Origin of the sequence: Paraburkholderia sp. BL27I4N3 (assembly GCF_003386115.1) — a bacterium.
Taxonomy (GTDB): Bacteria; Pseudomonadota; Gammaproteobacteria; order Burkholderiales; family Burkholderiaceae; genus Paraburkholderia.
Genome location: NZ_QREJ01000001.1, coordinates 6,385,874 through 6,404,398 on the forward strand (window position 1 = coordinate 6,385,874; position 18,525 = coordinate 6,404,398).

General features: G+C 62.7%; 16 protein-coding genes. 11 read left to right on the top strand and 5 right to left on the bottom strand.

Annotation, left to right across the window (positions count from 1 at the left end; translation table 11 throughout):
• Nucleotides 1-41: 41 nt before the first annotated feature.
• The 4 genes from B0G71_RS29035 (at nt 42) to B0G71_RS29050 (ending at nt 3,703) form a co-directional block, all read left to right on the top strand.
• Nucleotides 42-1,358: an MFS transporter gene (locus B0G71_RS29035; RefSeq protein ID WP_116146091.1), complete on the top strand. Its 1,317-nt coding sequence runs from the start codon at nt 42-44 to the stop codon at nt 1,356-1,358.
• A 25-nt stretch (nt 1,359-1,383) separates the two neighbouring features.
• A complete protein-coding gene (locus tag B0G71_RS29040) occupies nt 1,384-1,773 on the top strand; it encodes a VOC family protein (RefSeq protein ID WP_116146092.1) in 390 nt (129 codons plus the stop codon).
• A gap of 107 nt (nt 1,774-1,880) precedes the next feature.
• The gene (locus B0G71_RS29045; RefSeq protein WP_116146094.1) at nt 1,881-3,125 is read left to right on the top strand and encodes a citrate synthase; all 1,245 of its coding nucleotides are present in this window, start codon (nt 1,881-1,883) and stop codon (nt 3,123-3,125) included.
• A gap of 143 nt (nt 3,126-3,268) precedes the next feature.
• Entirely contained in the window at nt 3,269-3,703 is a 435-nt protein-coding gene (locus B0G71_RS29050) for a YciI family protein (protein ID WP_116146096.1), read from the top strand.
• A gap of 35 nt (nt 3,704-3,738) precedes the next feature.
• Here the strand turns inward: B0G71_RS29050 and B0G71_RS29055 are convergent, their stop codons facing one another.
• On the bottom strand, nt 3,739-4,026 hold the full coding sequence (locus B0G71_RS29055; protein WP_116146097.1) for a DUF1330 domain-containing protein: 288 nt from the start codon (nt 4,024-4,026) through the stop codon (nt 3,739-3,741).
• Between the two features lie 386 nt (nt 4,027-4,412).
• Between B0G71_RS29055 and B0G71_RS29060 the strand changes: the two genes are divergently transcribed.
• The 6 genes from B0G71_RS29060 (at nt 4,413) to B0G71_RS29085 (ending at nt 12,223) form a co-directional block, all read left to right on the top strand.
• On the top strand, nt 4,413-4,961 hold the full coding sequence (locus tag B0G71_RS29060; RefSeq protein WP_181916842.1) for a (2Fe-2S)-binding protein: 549 nt from the start codon (nt 4,413-4,415) through the stop codon (nt 4,959-4,961).
• A gap of 11 nt (nt 4,962-4,972) precedes the next feature.
• Entirely contained in the window at nt 4,973-5,980 is a 1,008-nt protein-coding gene (locus B0G71_RS29065; RefSeq protein WP_116146099.1) for a xanthine dehydrogenase family protein subunit M, read from the top strand.
• A gap of 24 nt (nt 5,981-6,004) precedes the next feature.
• Nucleotides 6,005-8,242, top strand: coding sequence for a xanthine dehydrogenase family protein molybdopterin-binding subunit (locus B0G71_RS29070; protein ID WP_116146100.1), 2,238 nt, complete (start codon nt 6,005-6,007; stop codon nt 8,240-8,242).
• A gap of 136 nt (nt 8,243-8,378) precedes the next feature.
• The gene (locus tag B0G71_RS29075; RefSeq protein ID WP_258875687.1) at nt 8,379-8,882 is read left to right on the top strand and encodes a lipocalin-like domain-containing protein; all 504 of its coding nucleotides are present in this window, start codon (nt 8,379-8,381) and stop codon (nt 8,880-8,882) included.
• Nucleotides 8,883-9,176: 294 nt separating this feature from the next.
• The gene (locus tag B0G71_RS29080) at nt 9,177-10,466 is read left to right on the top strand and encodes an MFS transporter (RefSeq protein WP_258875688.1); all 1,290 of its coding nucleotides are present in this window, start codon (nt 9,177-9,179) and stop codon (nt 10,464-10,466) included.
• Nucleotides 10,463-12,223, top strand: a complete 1,761-nt coding sequence (locus B0G71_RS29085) for a winged helix-turn-helix domain-containing protein (RefSeq protein ID WP_116148972.1) — start codon at nt 10,463-10,465, stop codon at nt 12,221-12,223. The genes B0G71_RS29080 and B0G71_RS29085 overlap by 4 nt, the downstream gene beginning before the upstream one ends.
• A 132-nt stretch (nt 12,224-12,355) precedes the next feature.
• On the opposite strand, the gene B0G71_RS29090 is transcribed toward B0G71_RS29085, so the two are convergent.
• From B0G71_RS29090 to B0G71_RS29105, 4 genes are all read right to left on the bottom strand, one after another.
• A complete protein-coding gene (locus tag B0G71_RS29090; RefSeq protein WP_116146105.1) occupies nt 12,356-12,601 on the bottom strand; it encodes a hypothetical protein in 246 nt (81 codons plus the stop codon).
• Between the two features lie 161 nt (nt 12,602-12,762).
• Nucleotides 12,763-13,977 (bottom strand): phytanoyl-CoA dioxygenase family protein, encoded by a 1,215-nt coding sequence (locus B0G71_RS29095; RefSeq protein ID WP_116146107.1) that lies wholly within the window; start codon nt 13,975-13,977, stop codon nt 12,763-12,765.
• Nucleotides 13,978-14,062: 85 nt separating this feature from the next.
• Nucleotides 14,063-15,835, bottom strand: a complete 1,773-nt coding sequence (locus B0G71_RS29100; protein ID WP_116146109.1) for an ABC transporter transmembrane domain-containing protein — start codon at nt 15,833-15,835, stop codon at nt 14,063-14,065.
• Nucleotides 15,836-15,894: 59 nt separating this feature from the next.
• Nucleotides 15,895-16,335, bottom strand: coding sequence for an SET domain-containing protein (locus B0G71_RS29105; protein WP_116146110.1), 441 nt, complete (start codon nt 16,333-16,335; stop codon nt 15,895-15,897).
• 483 nt (nt 16,336-16,818) lie between these two features.
• Between B0G71_RS29105 and B0G71_RS29115 the strand changes: the two genes are divergently transcribed.
• The gene (locus B0G71_RS29115; protein WP_116146114.1) at nt 16,819-18,495 is read left to right on the top strand and encodes an alkaline phosphatase family protein; all 1,677 of its coding nucleotides are present in this window, start codon (nt 16,819-16,821) and stop codon (nt 18,493-18,495) included.
• Nucleotides 18,496-18,525: the final 30 nt, after the last annotated feature.

Here is an 18,525-nt window from a genome sequence, read left to right on the forward strand (position 1 = left end):
CACTATAAAAAGAACAACCGGCCAATGTACTGGAGACACCGATGAAAGTCGTAGACGAACAAACATTGTCGGCGCGAAACCCGGCTTACGCGGATACCACGAAGCGCTCCAGAGTGCGATACGTCGTGCTCTCGATGCTGCTCGCGGCAACCATCCTCAACTACGTGGACAGGTCGGCGCTCGGCATCGTCGCGCCGGGCCTCTCGAAAGGCCTCGCGCTGGACAAGATGCAGATGGGCGAGCTGTTTGCCGCATTCGGCCTCGCCTACTCCATCGGGCTGGTGCCCGGCGGCATACTGACCGACATTCTCGGCTCGCGTGTCGCTTATGCGCTGTCCCTCGTCGGCTGGTCGTTCGCCACGCTGACGCAAGGTCTCGCGAGCGGCTATCACATGCTGCTCGGTTCGCGGCTCGCCATCGGCGCGCTGGAAGCGCCGGCGTTCCCTTCGAACGCGCGCGCCGTGACGTTGTGGTTTCCCGCCCGCGAGCGCGGCTTCGCGACCAGCGTCTATGTCATGGGGCAATACATAGGCACGCCGTTGTTCACCGGCCTGTTGCTGTGGATTTCCGCCGCGTATGGCTGGCGCATGGTCTTCTACGTCACGGGCGGCGTCGGCATACTATTCAGTCTTGTCTGGTACCGGGTCTATCGCGATCCGCATCAGCACACGGGTGTGAACGCCGCCGAACTTCAATACATCAGCGACGGCTCGACGGCTGCGCGCAAGCCCCGCGAGAAGTTCGACTGGCGTATGGCGCTCAAGCTGCTCGGTTACCGGCAGATCCTCGCCATCTGCATGGGCAAGTTCTGCAACAACACGTTGCTTGTCTTCTTCACCACGTGGTTCATGACCTATCTGATCGAAGCGCGGCACATGTCGATGATCAAGGTCGGCATTTTCCAGGCACTCCCCTTTATCGGTGCGACGGCCGGCATTCTCCTAGCGGGCTCCCTCTCGGATTTTTTCATTCGACGCGGAGTATCGATTTCCACGGCACGCAAGACGCCGCTCATTATCGGCACGCTGCTGGGAGCATCGATCATGCTCGTCAATTTTGTCGAGTCGAACGAGGCGGTGATCGCCATCCTGACTATCGCGTTCTTCGCGCAGGGTGTCGGGTCGATGTCGTGGGCCGCCGTTTCCGAAATCGCGCCGCGCCAATACGTGGGACTCACCAGCAGCATCACCAGCCTCGCGGCCAATATTGCGGGCGTGACGACACCGCTCATGATCGGCTATATCACTCACCACACCGGCCATTTCTACTGGGCTCTCAACCTGATGGGCGCGATATGCCTGCTCGGCGCGTTCTCGTACTCCGTGCTGCTGGGGAAACTCTCCCGCATCGAACTATGATGCCTCTGACCATCGGTGAAATCGTATGATTGAATTCAAGTGGGATCATCTGCAACTGTGCTCGGCCGACGCCGAAGCCACCGCCGCATGGTTTGCGCGCTGTCTGAACGCCGAGATCGTGCGTCGTCCGGGGCGGGTGGATTTGCGCATCGGCAGCATCAACCTTTTCATCACGGCGTTGGCGAGCGCGCAAACCGGCCGCGCCGATGGCGAGCGAAAACAGGGCATCGATCATTTCGGTGTGGTCGTGGATGATCTCGACGCCGCGTTCGAGCATCTGTCGCGCTGCGACGCGGAAATCGTCGAGCCGATCAGGCAGGTTCGCCCCGGCGTGAGAGCCTGCTTCGTGCGTTCGCCGGGGGACATTCTGGTCGAGATCCTTGAGCGGCGACCCGCCGAGATGACTTTTACCTGAAAAGCCGTCAATATTGACGCTCGACCGGTTGCGCTCGAAGGTACGGCGCGATCCGCCTGGCAACGGCTCTGCTGCCCGTTCCGCTGCATCACCTTGCCTGCCATCCCATGCGAAACTGGATCACGCTGACTGAAGCGGCTCGACAACTCGGCGTGCAGGCGCAAACTATCTATGCGTACGTCAGTCGAGGCAACATCGCGGTCATGCCGGATCCGAATGACCCGCGCAAGAGCCTTTATCGTGCGGAAGACGTGGCCGGTCTGTGCCGCAAAAAACAGGTTGGACGCAAGCGCGAGGCGCTCGCCGCCGGAACCATATTCGGCACCGAGCCGTGCATTTACAGCGGCATCACCACCTTCTCGAAAGGGCGGGCGTATTACCGCGGACGGGATAGCATCCGGCTTTCGGACACGGCGACGCTCGAAGACGTGGCGGCCATACTCTGGAACGCGCGCGGGCCCGTCTCCTTCGAACCCGGTGACCTGCCGCTACAGGGCGACGAGCGCGGCCGGCAATGCGCGTTCACGTCGCTGGCGGCGCTCGCGGCCTGCGGTCATTCCACCCTCGGACGCACCGACAGTGCACTGCATGTCGAGGCAGGCCGGCTCGTGGCGCTGATCGCGCAGGCGTTTGGCGCGCGCCGCGATGCGAATGCACAACCCACGCATGAACGGCTCGCGCTGGGTTGGGGCCAGGACCGTGCAGGCGCCGAACTCATCCGCCGCGCCATGGTCCTCGTGGCCGACCACGAGACGACGAGTTCGGCGTTCGCCGCCAGAATTACCGCCTCCACCGGCGCATCCTTGCCGGGATGCCTGCTCACGGGGCTCGCGACGCTCTCCGGCCCGCTGCATGGCGATGCGTCAGGCCGCGTGAGAGCCGTGTTCGACGACGTCGGGAGACTCGGCGCGGAGCATGTCGTCGTGCATCATTTGCAGTCGGCTACGCCCATTCCAGGATTCGGGCATCACCTCTACCCGGACGGCGATGCGCGGGCGGCCGCATTGCTCGAGGTGCTCGATCCGCCTCGAGAACTCACGTCGTTCATCAACAAGGTGGTCGAACTGACCGGCCTCAGGCCGAATATCGACATTGCGCTTGCCGCATTGGCGGCGCAGTTGGCGTTGCCGCGCGACGCGTCGTTCGCGCTATTCGCAACGGCGCGGAGCGTGGGCTTGCTGGCGCATTGCATCGAGCAACTCCGGGTCGGCAAGGTCATTCGGCCACGGGGCCGCTACACAGGCCGCGCATTGGAAGACGTCAGCCCCGCGCTGCCCGCTGAAGGCGGCGAGAAGGCGCTCGACCCAGCTACGCTCGACAAGAATCGGGTATTCAAGGTGGTTGAGCGCTGAGAAGCGCGTTTGCCCGATCTTGGGTAAAAACACAAAACTTTCGATGCGACTGTCGATTTCGCGCCCGTTCGTTCGTCGTGGGATTGAAGGCACCGAACATCTTCCACATAATCCGGGGCCCAACTTTAGACAGGAGAATCCCAATGCGCGTCATGGTCATGGTCAAGGCGACCGCCGAATCCGAAGCCGGCGAAATGCCCAGCACGGAACTTATCGAGGCGATGGGCCGATATAACGAGGAACTGGTCAAGGCCGGCATCATGCTCGGCGGCGACGGACTGAAGCCGAGCTCGAAAGGCGCGCGCGTCAGATTCTCCGGCCAGGACCGAACCGTCGTCGACGGTCCGTTTGCCGAAACCAAGGAATTGATCGCGGGCTATTGGATCTGGCAAGTGCAATCAATGGACGAAGCGATTGAATGGGTGCGCCGCTGCCCGAACCCGATGGCAAGCGACTCCGAAATCGAAATTCGTCCGTTCTTCGAAGCTGCGGATTTTGGCGAGGCGTTCACGCCCGAGCTTCAGGAAAACGAAGAGCGGCTTCGGCAGCAGATCGAATCGAGGCAAAGTAAAGAGTAAGAGACCTCTGCACGCGCGATCGTTGCCGCCTCTCGTCACTCGCCTTCGACGAGAACCGCGCGGTAACGCGCGCCCTCGAACCGGTGCTGAGCGACTTCCTGATACGCCGGGCTGTCGTACCACGCACGCGCGGCTTCTGTTGACGGAAACTGCACGATCACCACACCCTCAGGCGCGTGGCCCTCAAGAACCTGCTGGGGTCCATAGGCAGCGAGGATCGTGACGGGATGACCCTTGAAAGTCTCGCCCACCTTGCTTTGATAGATGTCGAGTTCAGCCTGATCCTGCGTGCTTTCCTTCGTGAAGACGATAAATGTCGCCATAACGTACGCTCCTGAAGTGTGGTGAAGATGCGCACGACGTTCCCCTGCGAGCCTATTGGATCGCGATACGCAGCGTCGGCGCATAGTCGAACCTTATTGCATCCTCCATTCTGGCGTCGCGATAGCTATCGAGTTGTCGTGGCATGAATCGCTTCGACGAGCGCGTCGGTAGACCGTGTGTCGCCCCACTTTCCGCGGCGGCGCACCTGGGCATCAGATTTGCTGCACCATCATCTGGCGTGCGCGACGCGTGTTGCGACGCACGCTACCCGAATGCCCGATACCCGGCGAATCGTTCGCCAATGGGTCCAAATCCCGCTTCAGCCCGCCGCCCGGCCGCGCCCATTGTCGCCGGATCGTGGCCTCTCTCGCCATGAGGAGAACGCATGATGCAACAGACCGCCTCCAAGACCCCGCAACAGAGCGCCGATCCCGACGCCGCCCGAACCAGCCGCCAGCCTTCCGCGAACGCGACGATGCCTGTCGAGTTGACCGTCAACGGCAATCTCTACACGCTGTCGCTCGATCCGCGCACCACGCTGCTGGATGCGCTGCGCGAGCACTTGCACCTCACCGGCACCAAAAAGGGTTGCGACCACGGCCAATGCGGCGCCTGCACCGTGCACGTGAACGGACGGCGTGTGAACGCATGCCTGTCGCTCGCCGGCACGCACGCCGGCGACGAAATCACCACCATCGAAGGCATCGGTCAGCCCGAAGCACTGCACCCGATGCAGGCCGCGTTTGTAGAATGCGACGGCTATCAATGCGGCTACTGCACGTCGGGCCAGATCATGTCCGCGGTCGCGCTGCTCGATGAAGCAGTCGGGCCCGCCGACGCGGAAGTGCGCGAAGCGATGAGCGGCAATCTGTGCCGCTGCGGCGCCTATCAGAATATCGTCGCGGCGATCCAGCGCGTGCGCGGCCAGTCCTGAGGAGCGCCATCATGGAAATCTTCCAGTTGTCGCGCGCCAACGGCGTGCGTGACGCGATCGCGGCGGGCGCAACTTCGGCAACGGCCCAGCAAGGCGCACAAGTACGCTTTCTGGCGGGCGGCACGACCTTGCTCGACCTCATGAAGCTGAACGTGGAGCGGCCGACGCGGGTTATCGACATCAGCCGGCTGCCGCTAGACACTATCGAAGCGCTGCCCGACGGCGGCGTGAAGATCGGCGCGACGGCGCGCAATGCCGACCTCGCATTGCATCCGCTGATCCGTACGCCGTACGCCGTGCTGTCGCAGGCGCTGCTCGCCGGAGCCTCAGCCCAATTGCGAAACATGGCGACGACCGGCGGCAATCTGCTGCAACGCACGCGCTGCGTCTACTTTCGCGATACTGCGATGCCATGCAACAAGCGCGAGCCGGGCTCGGGCTGTCCGGCCATCCAGGGATTCAATCGCACGCTGGCGATTCTCGGCGCCAGCGACGCCTGCATCGCCACCAACCCGTCCGATATGAACGTCGCCTTGACCGCGCTAGACGCCACCATTCACATCGAAGGGACGAACGGCGCGCGCAGCATCGCGATCGACGACTTCTTCGTGTTGCCGGGGGCAACGCCACAGCGTGAGAACGTGCTCGACGCAGGCGACCTCATCACGCACGTGACACTGCCGCCTCTTCCCGCAGGTGCCCGCTCCGTTTATCTGAAACTGCGCGATCGCGCGTCGTACGAGTTCGCGCTGGCGTCGGCCGCCGTGGTCATGACGCTCGACGGTGGACGCATCGGGCATGTGCGCGTCGCGCTCGGCGGCGTCGGCACGCGGCCTTGGCACGCGCTCGAAGCGGAAGCCGTGCTGCGCGGCGCAACGCCCGACGCCGCAACCTTCCGCAAGGCCGCAGATGCCGCACTTGCAAATGCGAAGCCGCAAAGCCAGAACGGCTTCAAAGTCGAACTCGCGCGCCGCTGCATCGTCCATGCACTGACCCAGGCTACGGCCGCGACGCCCTGAACCGTCCATCGAAAGGAACGCACCATGTCCACCATGCCCGACTCCGTGCTGTCCGTGATCGGACAGCCCCAAGCGCGCGTCGACGGACCGCTGAAGGTCAGCGGCGGCGCTATCTATACCTCCGACGTGGATCTGCCCGATCTGCTGATAGCTGTGCCCGTGTGCAGCACGATCGCCAGCGGCCGGCTCGTGTCGCTCGATATCGCGGAGGCCGAGGCGATGCCCGGCGTGCACGCGGTGCTGCATCGAGACAATATCGGCCGCTTCTACCGGATCTCCGGCAACTCGATGGAGACCGGCTACGTCGACGAAGCGCGGCCGCCCTTCGAGGACGACATCATCCGCTACTACGGCCAGTACATCGCTGTCGTGATCGCCGATACCTTCGAAGCGGCGAGCGCGGCATCGGCGGCGATCGCCGCCCGCTACGAAGTCACGCCGCACGACGTGCGCGACGAACTCGAGGCCGACGAGAAGCCCAAGGTTGAGAGCGAGCGCGGCGACCCGGACGGTGCGTTCGACGCTGCGCCGGCGACGCTCGACGCAACCTACGTAACGCCGACGGAAACGCACAACCCGATCGAACTGCACGCGTCGATCGCGGACTGGGATGGAGAGAACTACACGTTTTACGAGACCACGCAGGCCATCACGGTCCATTTGGGCACGCTCTCGCAGATGCTCGGCGTGCCGAAGGAAAAGATCCGCGTGATCTCCCGCTATCTTGGATCAGGCTTTGGCGGCAAGCTCTGGATGTGGCCGCACACACTGCTCGCGGCGGCGGCGACGCGTCAGATGGGCCGTCCGGTGAAGCTGGTCGTGAGCCGCAAGATGATGTTTCAGAACGTCGGCCATCGCCCCGTCACGCAGCAGCGCGTGCGAATGTCCGCCGACCGCGACGGCAAGCTCACGTCATTGCAGCACGACTACGTCAACCACACCGCGATCGCCGACGAGTACCAGGAAAGCTGTGGCGAAGTCACGCCGCTCATCTACAGCACGCCGAATCTGCGTGTGACCTCGGGCCTTGCGCGCCGCAACGTCGGCTCGCCGACGTCGATGCGCGGCCCGGGTGCCGTGCCCGGCCTGTACGCAATCGAATCGGCGATGAACGAACTGGCGCATGTGCTGAACCTCGACCCCGTCGAGTTGAGGTTGCGCAATGAACCGCGCGTGGACGAGAGCACGGGTTTGCCCTTCTCTTCAAGGCATCTGGTCGAATGTTTGCGCACCGGCGCCGAGCGCTTCGGATGGTCGCAGCGGACGCCGGGTGTCGGCTCGATGCAGCGCGACGGTCTGACCTTGGGCTGGGGTGTCGGCGCGTGTGTCTGGCCAGGCTTGCGCTTCTCCGCTGCGGCGGACGTCGATCTGCGAGCGGACGGCAGCGCCCGGGTCGTATGCGGCACGCAGGACATCGGTACCGGCACGTACACGGTGCTCGCACAACTGGTCGCCGAAGAAACCGGCATTCCGCTCGCGCGCATCGAGGTCGGTCTCGGCGATTCCGTGTTGCCGCTGGGACCGATTTCGGGTGGCAGTGCGGCGACGGCATCGGTGATTCCCGCCGTGCTCGATGCGGTGCGCGCGGCCAGCAAGATTTTGCTGTCGCGTGCGGCGACCGTCGACGGTTCGCCGTTCAAAGGCGCACGTGAGGACGAACTCGCGTTCAGCGCGGGACACGTGCATCGCAAGGGCGAAGCGCCGCAGCGCGGCGTGCCGTTCGGCCAGATTCTCGAAGCAGCGAAGATGCGCGCCGCGTCGGGCAGCGGCAGCGCCAAGGGCGGCTTCGACGATCCGCTGAAGAAACGCTTCTCCATCTATTCGTACGGCGCACACTTCGTCGAAGTCACGTGGCAACCGGAGATCGCGCGGTTGCGCGTGAGCCGCGTCGTCACGGTGATCGATGGAGGACGCATCGTCAACCCGCGCGCCGCGCGCAACCAGATCGAAGGCGCAGTCGTGATGGGCGTCGGCATGGCGCTGTTCGAGCACACCACGTACGACAAACAGACGGGCGCACCGATCAATAGCAACCTGGCCGATTACGTCGTTGCGACGAACGCGGACACGCCCGAACTCGACGTGACCTTTCTCGATCATCCGGATACCGTGTTCAACGAACTCGGCGCTCGCGGGATTGCGGAGATCGGGCTTGCGGGCATCGCGGCGGCGATCACCGACGCAACCTGTCATGCGACCGGCGTGCGCGTGCGCAAGCTGCCGATCATGATCGAAGATCTGCTGGCGGCGGAAATGACTTGAGGACCGATGTTCATTGGAAGTCGTGGCCGGGAAAGCTATGCTATTAGCTTGTCTTGCGATGATCGAAGACGAACCAGGCATCGCACGCCGATAGTCGAAGGGAATGGTTCCGCCCTCGCGCGTGCCGGAGAACGCCATGACTCCTTTGCTGCAAACCCTGAGGGCTGCCGTGCTGGTGGCCCTCGCGCTATGTCTCGCTGCGCCAAAGACTTTTGCTCAGGCGGCGCCTGGCGTGGCGGGTTCATGGTCTCTGGTCTCGTTGACCGTCTCGAGAAGTGGCAGCGAAGTCGAAGTGCTCGGTCCGCATCCGTACGGGCAACTCATCTTCGGCAGCGATGGGCGCTACGTTCTGCTTGGCGTTCGCGGGGACTTGCCGAAGTTCGCATCGGGTAACCGCTTGTCGGGTACCTCCGAAGAGAACGAGCGCATCGTCCAGGGCAACTTCGCGCACTTTGGCACCTATACCGTCGATCCGGCCGGACAGGTGATCGTTTTCCACATTCAGAAAAGTACCTTTCCGAACTGGGACGGCGATGTGCAACGGCGCCCATTCACCCTTGATGGGGACCGGCTGACCTACGTCACGCCCGGGAGTTTCGGATATGGTGCATCGAAAGTCGTGTGGCAACGAATGAAGTAAGCAGCAGCACAACTTGCGGTGCATAACCTCCATCGCCAGCGCCCAGTCCCGAATGCGGCGCACGTCGATTCGTCGATCAGGAACCACAAGGCGAATCTAAAGACCTTTCTTGTAAGCGAATTGTCGTCCATCATATTTAAGCCAGAACGATCATGCACCGTCCTCGAAGTGTGATGGACACGGTGGCGGCTTAACACGTCCCTCCGCCGCGGCCTCCGCTTAAAACAATAGTTATGCCTGGCGATATCAGGGATTTCCATGCTCGACGATTCGCCCCTACTCGGACAAGGCTCGATGACAGCGCACCAACGCTGGACCATCCTGGTCGCCAGCACGGGGGGAGCGCTCGAAGTGTTCGATTTCGTCATCTTCGGATTCTTTGCGAAAAGCATCGGCAGCGAGTTCTTTCCGACAGTAACCGGCGTACCGGTGGAGACGTTGTCGTTCACGGTGCTGGCCATTGGCTATCTCTCCCGACCGGTCGGCGGCATCCTCCTCGGGCGATTCGGCGACACGCACGGGCGGCGCCTCGTCTTCGTCTCGTCGGCAATGATCGCCTCCGTTTCGACGCTTCTCATCGGAATACTTCCTTCATACGCGGCATGGGGCGCGGCCGCCCCGGCGCTCCTTCTCGTGCTGCGGCTCATACAGGGCCTCTGCGTCGGCGGTGAATTGCCGGGCGCGGTCGTTTACGCGGTCGAAACCGCGCGCGGCAGGCCGGGGCTTTTGTGCGGCATCGTGTTCGTCGCGGTCAATCTCGCGTTGCTTCTGGCGACGAGCATGAATCTTGCCATGCAATGGGTGCTCACACCTGGGCAAGTCAACGCGTTCGGATGGCGGATCGGCTTCCTGCTGGGTGGAATGGTCGGGCTGTTGAGCTTTGCTTTGCGGCGTACGCTTGCGGAGACCGACGAGTACGCGCAGGCCATCGGCGCCCGCCACCGCGAGCCTCTTGCTGTCCTGCTTCGCAACCATTTCGCTCCCCTGATGACAGGCGCTGCCGCGTCGCTGCTGGCGGGCGCGTCGGGCGGCATCTTTATCGGCTTCGCGCCGGGTCATCTGCAAAAGCTTCAATACGACACGCAACAGATCGCGAGTGCCCAGACGTGCTATCTGATCGCCGTAGCTGCCTGCATTCTCGTGACGGCGCACGCTGGCGACCTGTTGCCGCGTCGCTACGTGTTCAGGTTGGGAACCGTCCTGTCCGCGCTTTTCGCGCCCTTCTTCTTCATCGCGGCCGCCCGGCACTATGCGAGCCTGCCCGCGCTGTTCCTGATGGCCGGCGTCGTCAGTTCGATCGCCAACGGAACCTTCGCGTGCGCGATTGCAGAAATGTTTCCCGTCGACGTCCGGTTCAGCGGCGTTGCGACGGCCATGAATCTCGGTCTGTCCGCGTCGCTGGGACTGACGCCGCTCGCGGCAAATTTCCTCGTTTCCGGTCTGCACTGGATGCCCGCACCCGCGCTCGTCATGGTGTTGTGCTCGGCGATTGCATTCGCGGCTTCATTCGGAATGAAGCGCGAGCGGCGGCGCCCCGACATAGTCGCTGTGAGCAGGAACTCGCGATGGCAGGAGCGCAGATGAACACGCCAGAATCCATCCGGATTGCCGATGTCGAGTTGAACATTCAGCGCTACGAATTGCGCCGCGCGGGTGAGAAGGTCAGCCTCGAGCGTCTGCCGATGGAACTGCTGATCCTGATGGCATCCCGCAACGGGCAACTCGTCACGCGCGCGGATATTGTAAGAGCACTGTGGGGCGCGAATGCGTATCGGGAAACGGACAACTGCATCAATACGGCAATCCGGAAAATCCGCGTGGCGCTGCACGACGACCCGGTCAATCCGCAGCACATCATCACGGTGAAGGGCAAAGGCTATCGACTGAATAACGTGCGGCCGATGCCGGAGGAGCCGGTACCCGCTCCACAGGAAGCCGCGCGAATACTGGTTCTGCCGTTCGAAAACCAGACCGGCGATTCCGGCCAGAACAGCTTCTGCGATGCACTGGCTGACGAAACTTCCGCCAGCATCGGCATGCTCGATCCAGAGCGCATCCTCGTCATTTCGAGGACGACTGCCGCCCACTGCAGACGGGTCAGCATGAGCATTGCGGAGATCGCGCGCGAGTTGTCGATCGACTATGTCCTGGAAGGCGCACTCAAGCGCGACGGCGTGAGGATCCGCATTCTGGCGCAATTGATCCGCTGCTTCGATCAGGTGCAGATCTGGAGCCGCGCGTATGAACCGATGTCGCGTGGCGCGCTGGAAATCCAGAAAGAGGTGGGAGCGGCGCTCGCCCGGGAGGTGTCACCCGCGCTCGCGGCACAGCGGCGGCACATGCTGACGAGACGTTTGCCGGTCGATCCGGCGGCACACGATGCGTATCTGCGCGGCCGTTACTACTGGACGCGCCGCGTGCACTTCGATGCGGGGTTTGCCGCGCATCACGCGCTGAGCGACGAGGACTTCGTGCGCGCGCGCGGCTACTTCGAGCGCGCGATAGAACGGGACCCGACTTACGCGCTCGGATATGTGGGGATGTCGAACGTTTTAGGTGCCACGGCAACGCATGGAGTCTGTGCGCCGTCGGAGGGCCATCCGCTAGCGCGGCAGGCGGCGTTGCAAGCACTGGAACTGGACGCCAGTCTTCCTGAAGCCCACCAGGCGCTAGCGGGCGTGCACTATTTCTATGACTGGGACTGGCGGCGTGCCGAAGAAGAGTTCCTCGAAGCGTTGCGGCTGAACCCAAGCCACGCTGAAACGTGCCGCCTATATGCACGCCTGCTGCTGGTGCTTGGGCGAGAAGCGGAAGGCAGAGCACAGTTCGAGCGAGCCGAAAAGGTCGACCCGCTAGGGTTCGAAGGATCGCGCGTATTCGGACTCGTACAGGCAGGCAAATACGACGAAGTGATTCGCGAGTGCCTGCACGCCGGGCGTGGCAATCGCTCCCCGCTCGTCTATCAACTGCTGGCGACCGCGTATGAAGAGCAGGGTCAATACGAGGAGGCAGTCGACGCGACCATCGACGCGCTAACACGGTGCGGCGAATTCGCTCGCGCAGAGACTATTCGCACGATCTGGGAGGCCGGCGGCTATCAAAAAGTCCTTCAATGGTATTTGCAGGATTTGACGGCGAGGCGTCAAAGGCGCTATACGTCGCCGTTTCTGTTTGCGGAAATTTACGCACGGCTCGACCAGCCGGACGAGATGTTTCATTGGCTCGACCTGGCGCTTGCGGAGCATTCGCCGCGCCTGTGCGAGCTTCGTACCAACGCATGGTTTCATCGCTATCGGTCGATGGGGCGATTCCGCAACGTCGAAAAGCGTATCGGCTACTGATCCCGGAGCCCGGCTCCGTCAAGCCGGACGGTCCCGCTCCGAACTTTAGCGTGCCACCGTTACGCGCGACGAGTGTATTCACAGGCACTCACCGTGCGTAACGCGCGGTCGCGCAAAGCTGTTGCGCTGCAGTCAATGGTGGCGGAACGGATTGGCCGCCACACGGCTTTGCTCCGGGGATTGCAGGGTGTTGAGGTCCGGATAGGACTGCCGCGCCGGATTCATTGCCATTCCCGTCTCACCCCTCGATGCGTCGCTGACGCCGCCGACATCCTGAGCAGACGGCGCGGTTCCCGATGGTACGGGTTTGTCTTGCGCCCACGCTTGTCCCACGAACATGCCGATCGCGCAGAGCGCCACGATTCGAAGCGTTTTCATGTCAATTTCTCCTTCCCAAAAGTGCGAAAACGGTCAGTGCATGACCGGCCGTAAGGCGATCCCGGACGGTCCCCGCGAAGATGCGGCGTCGCGTTGCTATCGCTTTGTCAATCCTGCGATCAGATCGTCTTTTGCACCATCGACTGAGTCTAAAGAAATTGTTAACGCGGACCCGATTGCGGATCGGCGGAACGTTGTCGCGCAGCCTGCTCGTTCAAGGCGAGCGTGAATCGGGCCGAATCCCAATCCTCGTCGAGTGCGCGATGCATGAGTTCCTGCTGGCTTTCCGGCGCCAACCCGCCGACCGGCGGGTCGCGGTCGAGGTCGGTAGGGAACGGGTATCCCTCAGCGCAGGATGCGATTGCCGCGGTAATTTCCGTGTCGCTTATCCGCCCCGAAGCGCGGCGCTCGTGCAGTACCGGATACAACGCTTCGCACATTCGCGTGCGGTCGAGCACTTCCATCGCCCGGCCATAAGCCGATGAGACCTGCAAGAGGTTCGCCATGCGTTGTACGTCCGTGGTGCGATTTTCGCCGGCCGCATGGAATAACGCGGGACTGAAGAACACGGCATCGCCCTTGGAGAGGGGCAACTGGACGAAATGGTCCTCGAAATACTCGCGAAATTCGGCCCGGCGCCACGCCAGATATCCCTCGTCATAGCGCTGCGAATACGGCAGGAGCTTCGTCGGGCCGCTCTCGACCGGCATGGCGCTATGCGCAACCGCGCCCTGCAAGGTGAGGAAGGGGGACATGCGATGGACATGCGCGGGATAGCGTTCGGCCTTGTCAGCCGTCTGGAATCCGAGGTGGTAGTCGCGATGCGCTTGCTGAGCAGCGCCGCCCGGTCGAACTACGTTGACCTGGGACGTCATCTGGTAGCACGGTCCGAGCCACGCTTGCGACACAATCATCAGCATTGGATTTGAAAAGTATTGCGCGAATACTTCGGGCGCTCTCAGGCAGAGCTTCTCCTGGGCATTCCAGATCCGGTCATTCGCGCCTGCCTTTGCGAAATGGTCTGCCGCACTGGAGCCTTGCTCGCGCTCACTATGAATAATGGATTCGAAGACGGCCGTGGCATCGTCGACCGGTCTGGTATCGACAAATGCGCGCCGCAGCACCAGCACCCCTGCGCCATCGTGAAGGACGCGAGCCCATTCCGCCTGCAACTGCGCTCTGTGCGATGCATCGCGTGTCACGCCATCGAGTTGTGGACAGTCGTAAATGGGAATCCGCTGCATGACTTCCGACGCATAGCGGGTCGGGCCGTGGTCATCGCCCTCCAACAGCGCGACAAATTCATCTAAAGCGCAATCGCGCTCGCGGTACCAACTCTGCTCGCGCTTTTCGATGCGATCCTGGCTGTGGCCCATGTCTCCCTCCTCTGTACGTCAAGGATAGCGCCACGTCGATGCACTCGCCAGGTGCATGACGGATCGACGCATGAGCCGACCGCTGTCATTGCGCGGGCGCGGTCTGCCCCACCTGCTCGCCAAACTGCAATGCAGCAAGCTGAGCATAGAGCGGCGAGTTCAGGAGGAGTTCGGCGTGACGACCCTGCGCGACGATCCGCCCCTGTTCCAGCACGACAATGCGGTCGGCCTGCTGGACGGTCGCGAGGCGGTGTGCGATGACCAGTGTGGTGCGGTTCTGCGCGGCATTGTCCAGCGCCTTTTGCACCAGCCGTTCGCTGGCGGCATCGAGCGCACTGGTCGCTTCGTCCAGCAGCAGGATGGGCGGATTCTTCAGGATCGCGCGAGCGATCGCGATGCGCTGACGCTGCCCGCCGGACAGCCGCACACCGCGCTCGCCGAGAAAGGTGTCGTAGCCCTGCGGGAGTTCTTCGATAAAGCCGGCCGCGGCCGCCATGTCGGCGGCCCGTTGCACTTGCGCGAGCGTGGCTCCCGGCGCGCCATAGCGGATATTGTCGAGCACGCTCCCAGAAAAAATCACCGATTCCTGCAGCACCACGCCGATCTCCTTGCGCAATTCGACGAGCGGCACGTCACGCGTGGGGACGCCGTTGATCAGAATGCGACCGGCTTGCGGATCGTAAAAGCGCAGCAGCAACTGGAACAGCGTGGTCTTGCCCGCGCCGGACGGACCGACCAGTGCCACGTGTTCACCGGGGCGGACCTCGAGCGAGAGTGCGGAAAGCGCCGCAATGCCGGGGCGCGATGGATACGAGAAGCTGACATCCTCGAAGCGGATGCCCTCGCCTCGCGCCGGCAGCGCGACCGTCGTCTCGGCCTCGACCACCGGCGAGCGCGCCGCCAGCAATTGCAGTAAACGTTCGGTGGCGCCGGCAGCGCGCTGCAAATCGCCCCATACTTCGGCAACGGCGCCCACGGCGCCGGCAGTGAACACTGCGTAGAGAATGAACTGGGACAATTGGCCCGCCGTCATGCGCCCGGCCAGCACCGCCTGCGCCCCGAGCCACAGCACGAATACGATGGCGGTGAACACCAGCACGATCACCACGGCGGTCAACCAGGCGCGCGCGCGAATGCGTGTGAGCGCGGTCTCGAAGGCCGCCTCCACCGCGCCCGCAAAGCGCCGCGTTTCAAAAGGCTCCTGCGTGTACGACTGCACGGTCGGCATGGCATTGAGCACCTCGCCCGCCAGCGCGCTCGTGTTCGCGATCTTGTCCTGGCTTGCGCGCGAGAGCCGTCGCACGCGGCGGCCGAAGATCACGATAGGCGCGACCACCACGACCAGCGTCGCGAGGATGTAGCCGCACAGCACCGGGCTCGTCACCGCCAGCATCGCCACGCCGCCGGTCAGCAGGAAGAAGTTGCGCAATCCCAGCGACAAGCTCGTGCCCACCACGGTCTGGATGAGGGTGGTGTCCGCAGTGAGTCGCGACAGCACTTCACCGGTCTGCGTGGTTTCGAAGAATTGCGGGCTCATGCTCAGCACGTGATCGTAGACCGCGCGCCGCAAGTCGGCCGTGACCCGCTCGCCGAGCCATGACACGAGGTAGAAGCGCAGCGCCGTGGCGCCGGCCAGTACCAGCGATACGACAAATAGCGCGAGGAAATAGCGGTCGATGTGCCCCCGATCGCCCGCGGCAAAGCCACGGTCGATCAGGTATTTGAACGCCACCGGCAAAACCAGCGTGGCGCCCGCCGAGCTCACCAGCGCGAGAAACGCGAGCGCCCAACGGCCGGCATAGGGGCGCAGGAAGGGAAATAACGCAAAGAGCGGGCCGATACGGGATGACGGCGACAACGTCTTCGAAACAGTGGCGGCAGCGGACTGAGTCCGTGCAACCTCATCGGTTGGCTGAATCACGCGACATCCGCCAGCATCGACCGACGACAACCGGCCGCAGCGCACCGGCAAGCGTATTGGGCTCGAACGTCCTCGTCCGCGGGATCGTCGGTCGTCAGCAGGTATTCGATAAACAGCTCCTCGCCCGCCTCGATCGGCCGGATCGTGTGAATGAAGATGCGGCCATCATCCTCAATGGTCTCGCAGTTCGGCGCGCAGGCGTGGTTCAGCCATCGCGCACTATTGCCTCCGCGGCTTCCGTCGATCACGCGCCCGTCCGACAGGCCGAAAAGAAACGTGTGCCCAGCGACACCTTCGCGCCGATGCCGGCGCACCGCTTCCCGCCAGCTCGTCAATTCGCCCCGGTATTCAAGCACGCACTCACCCGCCGCGAGCGGCCGCATCGCGAACACACCCTTTCCGTGGACTGACGACCGCCGTACGATCACGCGCCGCATACTGGTTCCTTGATTGATTGACACACCAGTGTATACGAGTGCAATTTCGCGCTTGCATGATTTTGTGCCGGCTTTCGGCACACATGGCCGTCATGTCGAACGACAGTCGCCACATGGAGATCGATATCGTTCCTGCACGGCTCGGAACCATCGCCGTACCCTTCCACGTCCTTTATCCCCGCAATCGCTACCTCAGCCGGCGCGTGAGGATTTTCAGAGCCTGTCTCGTCGGGATGTTCGGTGAACTGGGCCAACGGGATTGACCCAAATGGCCGCACGCGGTGATAGATGAACATCTCAATAGATCATCCATTCCTTAAGGAAACCTGACGTAATAGCCTTATTTCGCGCATCCTTTTTCCCATCGCAGCAATTGCTAATGGGTTATGGAATCGAAAGCGTCGCTTCATCCAGACGACTCAATTCCACTGCACATTCTTTCCCGGATTACCAAATATTCCGCAGCAACCTAAAGGACGGGAAATGAAGACGATCAGAATCTGGAAGCGAACGCAAATCGCCGTCGGCCTGGGCGCTGTCCTGCTTGCGGCGCTGCACCCGGCAGGCGCCACGGCGGCCGATGAGCACGATCATCGTGATCATCACCATGAGTCAGTGAAGCATGTGCTGCTGATCAGCTTCGACGGTTTGCACGAACAGGATGTTGCACGCTGCGTCGGATCGAATGCATGCCCGAATCTTGCGTTGCTGGCGAAGGCGGGGACGACCTACACCAACGCGCACACGCCCGGCCTTTCGGATTCGTTCCCGGGGCTCGCTGCGCTCGTCACCGGTGGCTCACCCAAATCCGCGGGCCTGTTCTACGACGTATCCTATGACCGCACGCTCTACGCGCCGTCCGATAGCCATTGCACCGGCAAGCAAGGCTGGAATGTCGTATTCGACGAGACTACCGGCATCGACGGCGAGAACGGCGGCGCACTGACGCATCTCGACGGTGGCGGCGCGTTCAATCCGCAGGCCATTCCGCACGCTTTGCTCAATGGCGTCTGTACGCCCGTCTATCCGCATAACTATGTGAAGACCAACACGGTCTTCGAAGTGGTCAAACGCAACGTGAAAGGCGCTCGCACTGCCTGGGCGGACAAACATGCGTGGGGCTACGACTGGCTCAATGGACCTTCCGGCACAGGCGTCGACGATCTTTCCCGCACGGAGATCAATTCGATCGATCCCGCCACCAACACGAACTACACCGACGTCTACACGCACACGGAACAGTTCGACAATTTCCATGTGCAGTCGCTGATCGATGAAATTGACGGCAAGGATTCGACTGGCCGATCCGGCGCCGATGTGCCCACCCTGTTTGGGACCAACTTCCAGACTTTGAGCGTCGCCCAGAAGGCAACGGTCGCGAATGGAGGCGGCTATCTGGATGCGAGTTTCACGCCGGGTCCGCAGGTAACCAACGCGATTGCCTATCTGGACAACGCCTTGGGTCGCATCGTGGCCGAACTGAAGCAACGCGACCTGTATTCGTCGACGGCGATCATCGTCACGGCGAAGCACGGGCAATCTCCGACCGACCATTCGAAGCTGGTGAAGAACGGCGACACACTCTCGAAACTGCTTGAAGCAAACAACTATCTGGATCCGAACGGCAACTTCGGGCAGAACAGCACGAAGAGCGGCAACCTCAATGACGGAACCGGGCTCGCCGGCACGGGGTTCGTGCAGACCGACGACGTCGGCCTGATCTGGTTGCGCGATCAACGCCAACTGCCGGCTGTCGTGAAGACCTTGAAGGACAACCTGAGCTGCAACGCACCGGGAATTTGTGCGGACGGCCCGCAAGCGTACATTCTGTATGGCCCGCAACTGGCCGGCCGGTTCGGCGATCCGGCACGCGGACGCACGCCTGACATCGTCGTTCAGCCGAACCCCGGGGTCATCTATACGTCGAGCGCGACCAAGGACGAAGAGCACGGCGGCAACGCTCCCGACGACAGCCATCTCGGTCTCGTGGTCTACGTGCCTCACGCCCGTCACGCGGGACAGGTGAACGACGAGCGCGTACTGACCACCCAGGTTGCGCCGACGATCCTGCGTTTGCTCGATCTGGAGCCTGAGCTGCTGCACTCGGTCGCTATTGAGGGAACGCGCGCGCTGCCGGAGTTCGATCGCGAGCGGTTCTAGGCGAATGGCGGCACTCTGCCGCTAATGGGC

Coding starts and splice junctions, on each gene's coding strand:
- B0G71_RS29095 (WP_116146107.1), bottom strand. CDS start 13,977: ATGGGCCACAGCCAGGATCGCATCGAAAAGCGCGAGCAGAGTTGGTAC.
- B0G71_RS29085 (WP_116148972.1), top strand. CDS start 10,463: ATGAACACGCCAGAATCCATCCGGATTGCCGATGTCGAGTTGAACATT.
- B0G71_RS29050 (WP_116146096.1), top strand. CDS start 3,269: ATGCGCGTCATGGTCATGGTCAAGGCGACCGCCGAATCCGAAGCCGGC.
- B0G71_RS29115 (WP_116146114.1), top strand. CDS start 16,819: ATGAAGACGATCAGAATCTGGAAGCGAACGCAAATCGCCGTCGGCCTG.
- B0G71_RS29060 (WP_181916842.1), top strand. CDS start 4,413: ATGATGCAACAGACCGCCTCCAAGACCCCGCAACAGAGCGCCGATCCC.
- B0G71_RS29035 (WP_116146091.1), top strand. CDS start 42: ATGAAAGTCGTAGACGAACAAACATTGTCGGCGCGAAACCCGGCTTAC.
- B0G71_RS29045 (WP_116146094.1), top strand. CDS start 1,881: ATGCGAAACTGGATCACGCTGACTGAAGCGGCTCGACAACTCGGCGTG.
- B0G71_RS29055 (WP_116146097.1), bottom strand. CDS start 4,026: ATGGCGACATTTATCGTCTTCACGAAGGAAAGCACGCAGGATCAGGCT.
- B0G71_RS29040 (WP_116146092.1), top strand. CDS start 1,384: ATGATTGAATTCAAGTGGGATCATCTGCAACTGTGCTCGGCCGACGCC.
- B0G71_RS29065 (WP_116146099.1), top strand. CDS start 4,973: ATGGAAATCTTCCAGTTGTCGCGCGCCAACGGCGTGCGTGACGCGATC.
- B0G71_RS29080 (WP_258875688.1), top strand. CDS start 9,177: ATGACAGCGCACCAACGCTGGACCATCCTGGTCGCCAGCACGGGGGGA.
- B0G71_RS29090 (WP_116146105.1), bottom strand. CDS start 12,601: ATGAAAACGCTTCGAATCGTGGCGCTCTGCGCGATCGGCATGTTCGTG.
- B0G71_RS29070 (WP_116146100.1), top strand. CDS start 6,005: ATGTCCACCATGCCCGACTCCGTGCTGTCCGTGATCGGACAGCCCCAA.
- B0G71_RS29105 (WP_116146110.1), bottom strand. CDS start 16,335: ATGCGGCGCGTGATCGTACGGCGGTCGTCAGTCCACGGAAAGGGTGTG.
- B0G71_RS29075 (WP_258875687.1), top strand. CDS start 8,379: ATGACTCCTTTGCTGCAAACCCTGAGGGCTGCCGTGCTGGTGGCCCTC.